The 13,350-nt window shown below is 73.5% G+C and carries 11 protein-coding genes; 1 reads left to right on the forward strand and 10 read right to left on the reverse strand.

The genetic code is table 11. From position 1 onward, the window contains the following. Positions 1 to 281: 281 nt before the first annotated feature. The 7 genes from JJV70_RS14035 to JJV70_RS14065 all read right to left on the reverse strand — a co-directional run bounded on the left by JJV70_RS14035 (position 282) and on the right by JJV70_RS14065 (position 8,605). The gene (locus JJV70_RS14035) at positions 282 to 2,060 is read right to left on the reverse strand and encodes a DEAD/DEAH box helicase (protein WP_219048208.1); all 1,779 of its coding nucleotides are present in this window, start codon (positions 2,058 to 2,060) and stop codon (positions 282 to 284) included. Between the two features lie 156 nt (positions 2,061 to 2,216). Beyond that, complete coding sequence (locus JJV70_RS14040) at positions 2,217 to 2,453, reverse strand: hypothetical protein (protein ID WP_219048209.1); 237 nt, start codon at positions 2,451 to 2,453, stop codon at positions 2,217 to 2,219. Positions 2,454 to 2,563: 110 nt separating this feature from the next. Then, on the reverse strand, positions 2,564 to 4,876 hold the full coding sequence (locus JJV70_RS14045; protein WP_219048210.1) for a molybdopterin cofactor-binding domain-containing protein: 2,313 nt from the start codon (positions 4,874 to 4,876) through the stop codon (positions 2,564 to 2,566). Then, the gene (locus JJV70_RS14050; RefSeq protein ID WP_219048211.1) at positions 4,873 to 6,285 is read right to left on the reverse strand and encodes a (2Fe-2S)-binding protein; all 1,413 of its coding nucleotides are present in this window, start codon (positions 6,283 to 6,285) and stop codon (positions 4,873 to 4,875) included. Before JJV70_RS14050 ends, JJV70_RS14045 begins: the two co-directional genes overlap by 4 nt. Next, a complete protein-coding gene (locus JJV70_RS14055) occupies positions 6,282 to 7,214 on the reverse strand; it encodes an FAD binding domain-containing protein (RefSeq protein WP_219048212.1) in 933 nt (310 codons plus the stop codon). The genes JJV70_RS14050 and JJV70_RS14055 overlap by 4 nt, the downstream gene beginning before the upstream one ends. 436 nt (positions 7,215 to 7,650) lie before the next feature. Continuing rightward, positions 7,651 to 7,947 (reverse strand): DUF3039 domain-containing protein, encoded by a 297-nt coding sequence (locus tag JJV70_RS14060; protein ID WP_219048213.1) that lies wholly within the window; start codon positions 7,945 to 7,947, stop codon positions 7,651 to 7,653. Positions 7,948 to 8,041: 94 nt separating this feature from the next. Then, positions 8,042 to 8,605 carry a YqgE/AlgH family protein gene (locus tag JJV70_RS14065; RefSeq protein WP_219048214.1) on the reverse strand — a complete coding sequence of 188 codons (564 nt, stop codon included), beginning with the start codon at positions 8,603 to 8,605 and terminating at the stop codon, positions 8,042 to 8,044. Between the two features lie 352 nt (positions 8,606 to 8,957). Between JJV70_RS14065 and murA the strand changes: the two genes are divergently transcribed. Beyond that, positions 8,958 to 10,283, forward strand: a complete 1,326-nt coding sequence (murA, locus tag JJV70_RS14070) for a UDP-N-acetylglucosamine 1-carboxyvinyltransferase (RefSeq protein WP_219048215.1) — start codon at positions 8,958 to 8,960, stop codon at positions 10,281 to 10,283. A 121-nt stretch (positions 10,284 to 10,404) separates the two neighbouring features. Here the strand turns inward: murA and JJV70_RS14075 are convergent, their stop codons facing one another. From JJV70_RS14075 to JJV70_RS14085, 3 genes are all read right to left on the reverse strand, one after another. Further along, positions 10,405 to 10,686, reverse strand: a complete 282-nt coding sequence (locus JJV70_RS14075) for an HU family DNA-binding protein (protein ID WP_219048216.1) — start codon at positions 10,684 to 10,686, stop codon at positions 10,405 to 10,407. Positions 10,687 to 11,050: 364 nt separating this feature from the next. Then, entirely contained in the window at positions 11,051 to 12,466 is a 1,416-nt protein-coding gene (locus tag JJV70_RS14080; protein WP_219048217.1) for an NAD-dependent malic enzyme, read from the reverse strand. Positions 12,467 to 12,849: 383 nt separating this feature from the next. Next, the gene (locus tag JJV70_RS14085) at positions 12,850 to 13,296 is read right to left on the reverse strand and encodes an Rrf2 family transcriptional regulator (RefSeq protein ID WP_219048218.1); all 447 of its coding nucleotides are present in this window, start codon (positions 13,294 to 13,296) and stop codon (positions 12,850 to 12,852) included. Positions 13,297 to 13,350: the final 54 nt, after the last annotated feature.

Consider the following 13,350-nt stretch of genomic DNA (forward strand, 5'->3'; position numbering starts at 1 on the left):
TCCCGTGGACGACGATCGGAGGGAGGCCACCGGCTGCGCTGGCAGGGCCGCACCGGCTGCGCTCCGAGGCGACGCTGCCACGGGGCGTGTGCGTGTCCGAAACTTAGCGACCCGATCCGCTCTCCGGAAGACTCCGTCCAGAATCCGGGCATGCGGGTGCGGAATCTGGCCTCTTCCTTGCGCGGTTTCACACTGCTTGTCCGAAAGGCTTCGGTCCGGGGCGGGTCTCGTTCCGGTTAACGTGCGTCCGGCGGACCGGCGTCCTCAGGCCAGCTCGCGGGTCAGCGCATGCGGGTAGCCCACTCCCGTACCTTGGCGATGCGCTGCTGGAGCTGCCCGGCCGTCGCCTCGGCCGTCGGCGGTCCCCCGCACAGGCGGCGCAGCTCGGTGTGGACGACGCCATGCGGCTTGCCGCTCTGGTGCGCGTAGGCCCCCACCAGCGAGTTGAGCTGCCTGCGCATCTCCAGCATCTCCTTGTGGGTGACCACCGGACGCCGCTCGGCCGGGATCTCCGGCAGGTCGGCCTCCTCGTCCGGCCGCTTGCGGCTGTGCGCGATCTGCTTGGCCTGCCGCTTGTGGAGCAGCAGTTGCACCTGGTCGGGTTCCAGCAGGCCGGGGATGCCGAGGTAGTCCTGCTCCTCCTCGCTGCCCGGGTGGGCCTGCATGCCGAACTCGGCGCCGTCGTACATCACCCGATCGAAGACGGCGTCGGACTCCAGCGCCTCGAAGGGCAGCGCGTCCTGCTCGCCGGTGTCCTCGTCCTGCTGCCGCTCGGCCTCCTTCAGCAGGTCGGCCTCCTCGGCGTAGGGGTCCTCGTCGGCCGCCTTCTTCGGCTTGTCCAGGACGTGGTCGCGCTCGACCTCCATCTCGTGCGCGAAGCCCAGCAGCATCGGGATGGTGGGCAGGAACACCGACGCCGTCTCCCCGCGCCGCCGCGAGCGCACGAAGCGGCCGACGGCCTGGGCGAAGAACAGCGGCGTGGAGATCGTCGTCGCATACACCCCGACGGCCAGCCGTGGCACGTCCACGCCTTCGGAGACCATGCGTACCGCGACCATCCAGCGGTCCTGCGAGCCTTGGAAGTCCTCGATGCGCTGCGAGGCACCGGCGTCGTCGGACAGCACGAGGGTGGCCGCCGTCCCGGTAATCTCGCGGATCAGCTTGGCGTAGGCGCGGGCGGACTCCTGATCGCTGGCGATGACCAGGCCACCGGCGTCCGGGATCGCCTTGCGCACCTCCGTCAGGCGGCGGTCGGCCGCGCCGAGCACGCTGGGCATCCACTCACCGCGCGGGTCCAGCGCGGTGCGCCACGCCTGCGAGACGGCGTCCTTGGTCATCGGCTCCCCGAGCCGGGCGGCGATCTCGTCCCCCGCCTTGGTGCGCCAGCGCATCTGGCCGCTGTAGGACAGGAAGATGACCGGCCGCACGACGCCGTCGCCCAGCGCGTTGCCGTAGCCGTAGGTGTAGTCGGCCACCGAGCGGCGGATACCCGCGTTGTCCTCGGCGTACTCCACGAACGGGATCGGGTTGGTGTCCGAGCGGAACGGCGTCCCGGTCAGCGCCAGGCGGCGGGTGGCGGGCTCGAACGCCTCAAAGCACGCCTCGCCCCAGGACTTGGAGTCGCCCGCGTGGTGAATCTCGTCCAGGATCACCAGCGTCTTGCGCTGCTCGCAGCGGTTGCGGTGCAGCATCGGGCGCACCCCCACACCCGCGTACGTCACCGCGACCCCGTGGTACTCCCGGCCCAGCGGCCCCGCGCTGTACTCCGGGTCCAGCTTGATCCCTATCCGCGCCGCCGCCTCGGCCCACTGCTTCTTCAGGTGCTCGGTGGGCGCGACAACGGTGACCTGCTGCACGACGTGGTGGTGCAGCAGCCAGGAGGCGAGGGTGAGGGCGAACGTCGTCTTGCCCGCGCCCGGGGTGGCCACGGCGAGGAAGTCACGCGGCTGGGCCTCCAGGTAGCGGTCCATGGCGGCCTGCTGCCAGGCGCGCAGCTTGCCGGCCGTGCCCCAGGGAGCGCGGCCGGGAAAGGCCGGGGAGAGGTGGGTGGTGGTAGACACGGTCTCCGGTCGGGTTCGACGCCTGCGGGCAACCGCGCCAGCGTAACGGCTCCGGCCCGCACCCCAGCGCGGAGGGCCGAGTCCGGCGGTATCTCACACCGTGACCCCGCCCCTCAGCTCGACCCGAGGACGGCCGAGGTGGTCCGGGCGCCCGGATCAGTCGTGTCTACCAAGCCTGCGCAGGAGGTCAGGGTGCGCTCGGGCCTGCTGTGCGGCAATACGGAGAATGTCCGCGCACTCGGAGTCTCCCTGGTCGGAGTCCCGCAGACGGTCCAGCAACGGCCGCCAGCGGTCCGCCTGTTCTGCGGCCACAGCACAGACGACCGCAGCACGCTCTTCTTCGGCGAAGGCCCCTGCCTGCGGCACACCCGGTGTCTCGTCGTGCGCGTTCACCCCAGCAGCTTATCGAGGTGAGCAGCGGATCACAGCCACGCTCGTCGGCCCTGCCCCAGATACGCCGTGACCGCCCCCCACCACCGGGCTGGGCTCGCGCGCGGCAGAGTTCACTCCGTCACCACCGCCGCTGGGCGGATGGGGAGGCGGTTCACGGGGCGGCCGGTGGCGGCGCGGACGGCGGCGGCGATGGCGGCGGGGGCGGTGACGAGGGGGACGGCGCTGACGGACTTGGCGCCGAACGGGGCCACCACGTCGCGTTCTTCCACCAGCCGCACGATCCGCAGGTCCGGGGTGTCCAGGGCGGTGGGCAGGGGGTAGCCGGTGAGGTCGGGGCGGCGGACGACGCCCCTGGCGACCCGCAGGTGTTCGGTGAGCGCGGCGCCCAGGCCCTGGGTCAGCCCGGCCTCGATGCGGGCCCGGCACTGGGCGGGGTGCAGGACGCGGCCGACGTCCTGGGCCAGGGCGAGTTCGACGACGCGCACGGAGCCGAGTTCGACATCGACGTCCACCACGGCGCGGACGGCGGCGAAGGCGAGGCCGACGAAGGCGTCGCCCTGGCCGGTGTCGTCCAGCGGCTCGGTGGGGTGGGGGCGGCACTGGGCGGTGGCCCACAGCTCCTTGCCGTCGAGCGCTTCGGCGACGGTGGTGGAGAGCACGCCGTCGTAGGAGGTGATCTTGCCGTCGGCGATGGACAGCAGCTCGGTGGACATGCCGAAGGTGGCGGCGAGCGGCTGGAGCAGCTGGGTGCGGACCATCTTCGCGGCGCGCTCCACCGCGCCCGCCGAGACCCAGGTGTGCCGGCCACGGGCGCCGGGGCCAGCCGGGGGCTGGTCGGTGTCCACAGCGGCGATGTGCACCTCCTCGACGCCGAGGACGTCCTGCACGACCTGCCGGGCGAGGGTGGCGAAACCCTGGCCGGTCTCGACGGCGGCGCACAGCACGGTCGCGACGGGGCCATTGACCTTCACCGTGGCCGTGGACACCTCGTCAGCGCCCTCCGCGCCGAGCAGGTGCACCATGCCCAGCGCGTGGCCGACGCCGCGCCGGACCGCGCCCGGTTCGCCCGCGCCCTCGGGGCCGCCGGGCAGCAGCCACTCCTCCTCCGGGCTGTCCTTGGGCAGCGGCGGCAGCGGCGCCTCCCGTACCGCCGCCAGCAGTTCGCCGACGGGGGCCGGGCAGGTGACAGCCTGCCCGGTGGGCAGCAGGTCACCGGTGGCCATAACGTTGCGGGCACGCAACTCGGCTGGGTCCAGACCGAGTTGCGCCGCGAGCTTGTCCATCTGGCCCTCGTGGGCCGCGCACACCTGGAGCGCGCCCTCGCCCCGCACGTGCGCGGCGGGCGGATTGTTGGTGCGCACCACCCAGCCGTCCACCACGGCGTGCGGGACGACGTACGGTCCGGCGGCGAACGCGACGGCCGCGGCCAGCGCCTCGTGGGAGCCGTCGGCGTAGGCACCGCCGTCCATGAGGATCTGTGCCTCGACCTTGACGAGTTTGCCCTCGGAGTCGGCGTGGTGGCGGTAGCGCAGCAGCGTGGGGTGCCGGTGGCCGTGACCGAGGAAGGAGTCTTCGCGCCCGGCGGTGAGCTTGACGGGGCAGCCGGTGCGCAGGGCCAGCAGGCCGAGCGGGAGCTGCGAGCTGAGGTCCTCGCGGTCGGCCAGGGAGCCGGGCACGCCGGTGACGACGACCTTCACCTGTTCGGGCGGCAGCCCGAAGCAGGCGGCGGCCCGGTCCCGGTCGGTGTGCGGGTCGGTGGAGGCGGTGTACAGCTCGACGCCGCCGTCGGGACGGGGCACGGCCAGCCCGGCTTCGGCGCCGATGGGCGCCGGGTCCTGGCGGCCGACCCGGTACAGCCCCTCGACCACGACATCCCCGGTGGCGTCCGCGTCGCCGTAGCGCAGCGGCAGGTGGCGGAGGACGTTGCCGTCGGGGTGGATCGGCTCGGCCCCGAACGCCTGTTCCGGATCGGTGAGCGGGTCCAGCACCTCGTACTCGACGGCGATGGCGGCGACGGCCAGGCGCGCGGTGTCGGGGTGGTCGGCGGCGACGGCGGCGACGGCCTCGCCGTAGTGCCGCACCAGGTCGCGCGCGAACACCGGGCGGTCGGCGATGCCGCGCCCGTGGTTGGCCTCCCCGGGGACGTCGGCGTGCGTGACGACGGCGCGCACGCCCGGCATGGCGGCGGCCTGCTCGGTGTCGATGGCGACGATGCGGGCGTGCGGGTGCGGCGCGCGCAGCACCGCCGCCCACAGCAGGCCCTCGGCCCACAGGTCGGCGGCGTAGGGGAAGGTGCCCTGCGCCTTGGCCGTGGCGTCGGCGGGCGGCACGGAACTGCCCAGGCCGTGCGGGCGCTCGGGCGGGCGCGGGGGCAGCGGGGTGCCCTGGGCCGGGGTGGCGGTCACCGCCTCGCTGGACGTCACTGGGTGCCTCCCTCGTCGCCGGGACCGGCCTGGTGCGGGATGCGCGGGGTGCCCTCGCCCGCGTCCCGCGCCGCCTGGCTGGCCCGTTCGGCCCGCTCGGCGGCCACCTCGCGAACGGCGTCGAGCACGCCACGGTAGCCCGAGCAGCGGCACAGGTTGCCGCACAGCGCGGTGCGGACCTGGAGGCCGGTGGGGGCGTGGTTGCCCTCCAGCAGGTCGTGCACCGTCATCGCCATGCCGGGCAGGCAGAACCCGCACTGCACCCCGGTGTGTTCGGCCAGTGCCCGCTGCACGTCGGAGGGGTCGCCCGGTTCGGCCAGGCCCTCGACGGTGCGGATCTCGCTGCCCTCGGCCAGCGCGGCGGGCACCAGGCAGGAGGCGACGAGCCGTCCGTCCACCTGCACCGAGCAGGCGCCGCACTCGCCCTGCGAGCAGCCGTCCTTGGCCCCGGCCAGGCCGAGGCGTTCGCGCAGCACGTACAGCAGGGACTCGCCGATCCAGACGTCGGCCACGTGCCGCTCGGCGCCGTTGACGCGCAACGTGTAGGACGTGAGGGGGTGTTCGTCGTGCGGCGCGGGCTCCGGTGCCGCGTCGGGGGTGAGCGCCGGGGGCGACTCGGCCGACAGCGGCTCGGCGGCGGCCGGGTCGGCGGTGTCGGACTCGGCGCCGTCCGCGTCGGCGCCACCGGCTGCGGCACCGCGCGACGCGCCGGGCTCGTCCGGGGCGCCGGGCGCGGCCGGATCACCGGGGAAGCCCGGGTAGCCGGAGAAGGCCCGGCCACCGGAGGAGCCCGGAGAACCGGAGAGAGCCGGGTCACCCGGCCAGCCGGGGGCGCCGGGCAGGTCCCCGGGGGCGGGGGCGGCCGGGGCGGGAGGCGCGGCCAGGCCCGCAGGCGCGTCCGGTCCGGCGGGGGCCAGCGTCCAGGGCTCGCCTACCTCGGGCTCCACCACGCCCGCGTCCGCGTGCAGCCGTGCCTCGTGCGACCCGGCGAGGGCCGCGGCGGCGCCCTGGCCCAGCAGGCCCGGCCCGGCCGGGGCCGCCTGCTCCGGCGGCGCGGGCGGCTGCCCGAACGCCTCGGCCGCCGTGTAGCCGCCCTCCAGCGTCTCGTGGGTGAGCGGTTCGTCGGTGACGGCGGCGAACGGCAGCGTCCAGTGCCCGGTGTCGGTGGGATCGGTGGTGGCCGCCGGGGTGGGCGGCGGGATGACGGGCGGCTCCCAGCCCTGCCCGGTGCCGGGCGCGGCCAGCGGTTCCCGCTCCGGGTAACCGGTGCTGGGGGCCGGGGTGTCCGCGAGGTGCGGCGGGAGCTGTATGAAGGCGGTGGCGTCGCCGTCGTACTCGCCGCCCCAGCCGCCCTGCGGCGGCACGGAGTGCGGCGGCGCCGAGGGGTCCGCGTGCGGTTCGTTGCTCATGCGAGCGCCCTCCCCAGAGCGCGGCGGGCCAGGGCCGCGACGGTGCGGCGCAGGTGCTGGACGGCGGGCGGCAGGGCCGGGGCCTGCCCGGTGTCCGGGTCGGCCTCCGAGTCGGGGATGCAGGCCATCGCGACGTACTCGCCGAAGGCGGACAGCGCTTCGGGGGCCAGCGCGACGGCGCCACGGACGCGGACGGCCGACCAGTCGATGAGGGAGGCCACCCACTGTTCGGCCTCCAGCGGACGCAGCGGCATGGGGGCGACGGCGCCGATGGCGCACCGCACGCCGCGCCGCGCCGGGTCCAGTACGACGGCGGCCGAGGCGGTGGCGCGGGAGGGGCCGGTGCGTCCGGTCGCCTTGAGGAAGGTCTGCGGGGCGTGCAGCAGCGGCACCCGCAGGTGGCCGACGACCTCCCCGGGCCGCAGCATCTCCCGGCCGCTGAGGAGTTGGCTGACCGGCATCTCGCGCCGGGAGCCGCCGGGGCCCGCGACGATCAGGGTGGCCTCCAGCGCGGCCAGCACCGGCAGGGTGTCGCCGGCGGGGGCGGCGGTGACGACGTTGCCGCCGAGGGTGCCCGCGTTGCGGGTCTGCGGCGGCCCGGCGGCGCGGGCGGCGGCGGCCAGGGCGGGGAAGAGCGCGGCGAAGTCGGGGCGGCCCATGCGGGCGTGGGTGAGGCCGGCGCCGAGGATGCCGTGACCGTCCTGGTACTCCCAGCCCCGGATCTCGCTGATGCGGCCGAGCCCGACGAGCGCGGCCGGGCGCAGCTGACCGGCGTTGACGGCCGCCATCAGGTCGGTGCCGCCGGCGACGGGGATGGCGGCGGGCATGGCGGTGAGCGCCGCCACGGCCTCGTCAAGCGTGGCCGGAAGGGTGACGGATCGCGTCACCCCTGGACCATGCGGCGCATGCGGCGGTGCGTGCGTGCTCAATCCAGCTGCCCCTTCCCGGTCGCCCGGCTGCCCCAGCCGTACCGTACGTGCTCACAGCCCGGCGGTGGCAACTCTGGCACATTTCACGACGGGCTCTAAGAGGGGTGGAACCGTACGTCCGTTAAGCGGTCGTTCGTGCCTTTGATGCCTGCCGTCACGATGGCAGGAGGACGCGTGGGGGGCCGACGCATCCGGTCACTCTCACACGATCGTGGGGTTCCACTCGCTCGGGCGTCCGAGACGGCCGAACATGTCCGGCATAAGAGGAGTGCGGCCGGCGCTGCCGGAACCTGTCACCCGTGACGCTCCGTCAGCGGCGCCGGATTCCGGCAGCGCGACGGCCCCGCGCGGGCGCGCGGGGCCGTCGGGAGCCGGGGGGCGGTGCGGTGGGGTGCCGGGCGGGGCGGCGGGCGGGGCGTCCGCCGCCTGAGGGCGACTACTTCTTGCCGCCGTCCTTGCCGCCCTTGCCGCCTTGGTCGCCGCCACCGGTCATGGACTCGTAGATCTCCTTGCACAGCGGGCAGACCGGGTACTTCTTCGGGTCACGCCCGGGCACCCAGACCTTGCCGCACAGCGCCACCACGGGGGTGCCGTCGAGCGCGCTCGCCATGATCTTGTCCTTCTGGACATAGTGGGCGTAGCGCTCGTGGTCGCCATCGCCGTGTGACACCTGCGGGGTCGGCTCGACGAGGGTGCCGGTCCCCGTACCGCGCTCGGGCTCAAGAGTGCTCATGGAACCCAAGGGTACCGATCCGTCCGGGGTGCGGACCCGGTCCGGGAAGCGGTGCCGGGCGCCCCGGGGGCACGGTGCGCGATGCCCGGGAGCGTCAGTTCAGGCTCGGGTCGTCCGGGTAGGTGGCGACCAGGGCGAGCGCGCCGCGCTGCCGCCGCAGCACCGCGCGCCACAGCCGCTCCGGGTGCGGGGCGGAGATGTCGCCGGGCTCGGAGTCCACCACGTACCAGGCGCCCTCCTCCAGCTCGGTCTCCAGCTGGCCCGGGCCCCAGCCCGCGTATCCGGCGAAGATGCGCAGGAAACCCAGCTCGGCCGCGAGCACCTCGGGCGGCGCGTCCAGGTCCACCAGGCCGATGGAACCGTGCACCCGGCGCCAGCCGAGCGGCCCCTCGGTGCCGGGGATGAGGCCGACGCCGAGGGCCGCGTCCAGCGACACCGGCCCGCCCTGGAAGACGACGCCGGGCGCACCGGCGAGCGCGGCCCAGGGTTGCAGGATGTCGCCGACGCCGACGGGGGTGGGCCGGTTGAGGACGACGCCGATGGACCCCTCGTCGTCATGGTCCAGGAGCAGGACCACCGCGCGTTCGAAGTTCGGGTCGGTCAGCGCCGGGGTCGCGACGAGCAGCCGGCCGGTGTGCGAGGAGACCTCGGAGGACATGCCCCCATGATGGTCCACCCCGCCCACGGGCGGGCACCAAACCGGACACCTGGCCAGCGGCACAGGCCAGCCAGCACGCGACGGCGGTGCGCGGCGCACCGCCCGGGGCCGCGCGACGGCGGTCCACACCGGGTAAGGCATGCCGGGCGGTGTGCGCCGGGTCCGCGCGCCGAGTTCGCGCACCGGCAGTGCGCACCGGGTAGCGCACGCCCCGCAGTCCGCGCCGGGCGGTGTGGGCGACACGCCGCCGGGCAGGCACACAGCGTGGTGCCCGTGCGCGTTTTCTGGTGTCCGCCCGTACGGCGACTACCATTCGTGAGTCCCCTGCCCATGTTCAGAGATCGCGAGTTCCATGACCGGCACCGATGACGTTCTCCTCGTCCACGGCGGCACCCCGCTGCAAGGCGAGATCCGGGTTCGCGGCGCGAAGAACCTCGTGCCCAAGGCGATGGTGGCGGCTCTGCTCGGCAGCGAGCCGAGCCAGCTGCGCAACGTGCCCGACATCCGCGACGTGCGCGTGGTGCGCGGCCTGCTGGAGCTGCACGGTGTGACCGTGCACACCGGCGCCGAGTCCGACGAGCTGGTGATGGACCCCTCCCACGTGGAGAGCGCCAACGTTGCCGACATTGACGCGCACGCCGGTTCCTCCCGCATCCCGATCCTGCTGTGCGGCCCGCTGCTGCACCGGATCGGGCACGCCTTCATCCCGGGCCTGGGCGGCTGCGACATCGGCGGGCGCCCCATCGACTTCCACTTCGATGTGCTGCGGCAGTTCGGCGCGACGATCGAAAAGCGCCCGGAGGGCCAGTACCTGGAGGCGCCGCAGCGGCTGCGCGGCACGAAGATCCGGCTGCCGTACCCGTCCGTCGGCGCGACCGAGCAGGTGCTGCTGACGGCGGTGCTGGCCGAGGGCGTCACGGAGCTGTCCAACGCGGCCGTGGAGCCGGAGATCGAGGACCTCATCTGCGTGTTGCAGAAGATGGGCGCGATCATCTCCATGGACACCGACCGCACCTTGCGCATCACCGGCGTGGACAAGCTCGGCGGCTACCGCCACCGCGCGCTGCCGGACCGGCTGGAGGCGGCGTCCTGGGCGTGCGCGGCGCTCGCCACCGAGGGCAGCGTCTTCGTCCGGGGCGCGAGCCAGCGCGAGATGATGACCTTCCTCAACACCTACCGCAAGGTGGGCGGCAGCTTCGACGTCGAGGACGACGGCATCCGCTTCTGGCACCCTGGTGGCCCGCTGAAGACCATCGCGCTGGAGACCGACGTCCACCCCGGCTTCCAGACCGACTGGCAACAGCCGCTCGTCGTCGCGCTGACGCAGGCGTCCGGCCTGTCGATCGTGCACGAGACGGTGTACGAGTCGCGGCTGGGCTTCACCGAGGCGCTCAACCAGATGGGCGCGCACATCCAGCTGTACCGCGAGTGCCTGGGCGGCACGCCCTGCCGCTTCGGCCAGCGCAACTTCCTGCACTCCGCGGTCGTGTCAGGGCCGACGAAACTCCAGGCGGCGGAGCTGGTCATCCCCGACCTGCGGGGCGGCTTCTCCTACCTGATCGCCGCGCTGGCCGCGCAGGGCACCTCGCGCGTCCATGGCATCGAGCTCATCAACCGTGGCTACGAGAACTTCATGGAGAAGCTTCCCGGGCTCGGCGCGAAGGTGGAGCTGCCGTAAGAGGGCTGTCGGCCCGAAGGGGGTTGTCGGCCCGCCGCCTCGCGGCGGGCCGCGCGTCGCGGGTGCGAAAGGGCGGTTGGCGGACGGGTCCGCCAACCGCCCTTTCGGCGGGGGAAGGCCGTTACTGGCCCTTCGCCGCTTCCTTCAGCTTCGAGCCCGCGGAAACCTTGACGCTGTAACCGGCCGGGATCTCGATCGGGTCGCCGGTCTGCGGGTTGCGGGCGGTGCGAGCGGCACGGTGGGTGCGCTCGAAGGTCAGGAAACCCGGGATGGTGACCTTCTCGTCGCCCTTGGCGACGACCTCGCCGACGGTCTCGGCGAAGGCGGCCAGAACGGCGTCGGCGTCCTTGCGGCTCACCGAAGCGCGATCGGCCAGAGCGGCCACCAGCTCAGTGCGGTTCATGTGTGTTACTCCCGTGTTCTTCTTGCCGTTGAGGCGTGAGACGAAGCCGATGCTGCCAGGCCGCTCGGACAGTGCCGGGACCCGGGTCCTCATGCCGGACCCTCGCGCCCGGGACGCATCCTGCCCCCAGCGGTGGCGGGAATGCCAATCCGATGGCCCGTCGTCACAAGAAAAGCTCCGCTGTCCGTCAGGATGACGTTCCTCAGGCTTTGTCCGCCCGCAACCCTACGGGTGCCGAGCCCGCGCGACATTCCGCGACGCGCCGACCCGGCCGGTGCGTAACCCCCCTCACACCGGACCGCGTGCACGTTCGGACGTCGCCTACCTGGCGGAAGGGGGACCCACACCTGTCCCCGGGAGCGGCTCAGCCGGCGGCGCCGGAGCGGACGGCGGCCTCGTTGACCGCGTCGGCCACCGCGCCGGATACCTTCTCGTTGAAGACGCTGGGGATGATGTAGTTCGCGTTCAGCTCGTCCTGGCCCACCACGTCGGCCAGTGCACGAGCCGCCGCGAGCATCATCGCGTCGGTGACGGTGTGGGACTGGGCGTCCAGCAGGCCGCGGAAGACGCCGGGGAAGACCAGCACATTGTTGATCTGGTTGGGGAAGTCCGAGCGTCCGGTGGCGACGACGGCGGCGGTCTGGCGGGCGATGGCCGGGTCGATCTCCGGGTCCGGGTTGGCCAGCGCGAAGACGATCGCGCCCTCGGCCATGGTGGCCACGTCCTCGGCGGTGAGCACGTTGGGCGCGGAGACGCCGATGAAGACGTCGGCCCCGGACACGGCGTCCTTGAGCGTGCCGGTCACGCCGTCGGGGTTGGTGTTGTCGGCGATCCAGCGCAGCGCGGTGCCGCCGTCCACGCCGCGCAGGTCCTCCCGCTCGGCGTGCACGACGCCGTTGATGTCGCAGACGACGGCGTGCTTGACCCCGGCGGCCATGAGCAGCTTGAGGATCGCCGTACCGGCCGCGCCCGCGCCCGACATCACCACGCGCACGTCCTCGATCGCCTTGTCCACGACGCGCAGCGCGTTGTGCAGGGCGGCCAGGACGACGATGGCGGTGCCGTGCTGGTCGTCGTGGAAGACGGGGATGTCCAGCGCCTCGCGCAGCCGGGCCTCGATCTCGAAGCAGCGCGGCGCGGAGATGTCCTCCAGGTTGATGCCCGCGAAGCCGGGGGCGATGGCCTTGACGATCTCCACGATGGCGTCGGTGTCCTGGGTATCCAGGCACAGCGGCCAGGCGTCGATGCCCGCGAAGCGTTTGAACAGGGCCGCCTTGCCCTCCATGACCGGCAGCGCGGCGTGCGGGCCGATGTTGCCCAGGCCCAGCACGGCCGAGCCGTCGGTGACGACGGCGACGCTGTTGCGCTTGATGGTCAGCCGCCGCGCGTCCTCGGGGTTGGCGGCGATCTGGGTGCACACGCGGGCGACGCCGGGCGTGTAGACCATGGAGAGGTCGTCACGGTTGCGAATGGGGTGCTTGGAGGACATCTCGATCTTGCCGCCGAGGTGCATGAGGAAGGTACGGTCGGAGACCTTGCCCAGCGAGACGCCCTCGATCTGGCCGAGCTCGCGCACGATCGCGTTCGCGTGGTCGGTGGAGCTCGCGGCGATGGTGACGTCCATGCGGAGGCGCTCGTGCCCGGACGCCGTGACGTCGAGAGCGGTCACGTGCCCGCCCGAGGACTCCACGACGCTGGTGATCTGACTGACCCCCGAGCCGCCGACCGGGACCTCCAGCCGGACGGTCATCGAGTAGGAGACGCTGGGCGCCGTTGCCATGCCGACTTCCTCTGCTTTCCTTCAAGCACTTCGCGGGTGCGCGTTTGCCTCCGAATCGTCGCACCTACCGCTGGGTACGCGGTAAGACGAGCCGGGTTCGGAAAATTGTTTCCACCATACGAGAACCGGCGTCGCCGCGGATACCCGGGTGGCACCCCACACCGCCCCGGACATCAGGAAGCGGGTCTCCCCGCGCTGGGGAGACCCGCTTCCTGATGCGCTTGACGGCGCCGACCCGCCAGCTCGCCTCGCGGCAAGTGGTCGCTCGCGGCGACTAAGGTTGGGCCCGGGGGCATGGATCGGGCCGACGCCACGTCCCAGGCTAACAAACGCCCCACCGGGCCTTGTTCCCCCGGGATAGCAGTGCTCGACGGGGCGGGCGGTCAGTCCGCCGCGGGGCGGGGAGACAGGCTCAGCAGGACGGGGCGCGCCGGGCCGCTCACCAGTTCTTCGATGGTGAGCGGGTCAAGGGAGGCGTAGAAGGCTTCCTGCGCGGTGCGCAGCGCGTGGCGCAGGCGGCAGGAGCCGCGCAGGGGACACGGCGGATCGTCCTCGCAGCCGACCACATCCCCCGCGCCCTCCAGGTCCCGCACCAGGCGGCCCACCGAAGCGCGGCGCCCGGCCTCGGTGAGATAGAGACCGCCGCCCCGGCCGCGCCGGGCCTCCAGCACGCCGAGGTGCTGGAGGCGGGTGACGACCTTGGCCGCGTGGGTGTAGGGCGCTGCCACCGCGTCCGCCACCTCGCGGGTGGTCGGCGCGGAGTCCGCGTCCACCACCGCCAGCCGCATGGCGATGCGCAGCGCCAGGTCGGTGCCCTTGGTCAGTCGCACGAGACCATCGTAAGAGCTCCGCCAGCTCCGCCAGCTCCGGCAGGCCGGCCGGGC

Source organism: Streptomyces sp. JJ66 (assembly GCF_019303495.1).
GTDB lineage: Bacteria > Actinomycetota > Actinomycetes > Streptomycetales > Streptomycetaceae > Streptomyces.

Excerpts from the sequence above, each read along its gene's own strand:
- JJV70_RS14050 (WP_219048211.1), bottom strand. The coding sequence starts at position 6,285 with ATGAGCAACGAACCGCACGCGGACCCCTCGGCGCCGCCGCACTCCGTG.
- JJV70_RS14060 (WP_219048213.1), bottom strand. The coding sequence starts at position 7,947 with ATGAGCACTCTTGAGCCCGAGCGCGGTACGGGGACCGGCACCCTCGTC.
- JJV70_RS14065 (WP_219048214.1), bottom strand. The coding sequence starts at position 8,605 with ATGTCCTCCGAGGTCTCCTCGCACACCGGCCGGCTGCTCGTCGCGACC.
- murA (WP_219048215.1), top strand. The coding sequence starts at position 8,958 with ATGACCGGCACCGATGACGTTCTCCTCGTCCACGGCGGCACCCCGCTG.
- JJV70_RS14075 (WP_219048216.1), bottom strand. The coding sequence starts at position 10,686 with ATGAACCGCACTGAGCTGGTGGCCGCTCTGGCCGATCGCGCTTCGGTG.
- JJV70_RS14080 (WP_219048217.1), bottom strand. The coding sequence starts at position 12,466 with ATGGCAACGGCGCCCAGCGTCTCCTACTCGATGACCGTCCGGCTGGAG.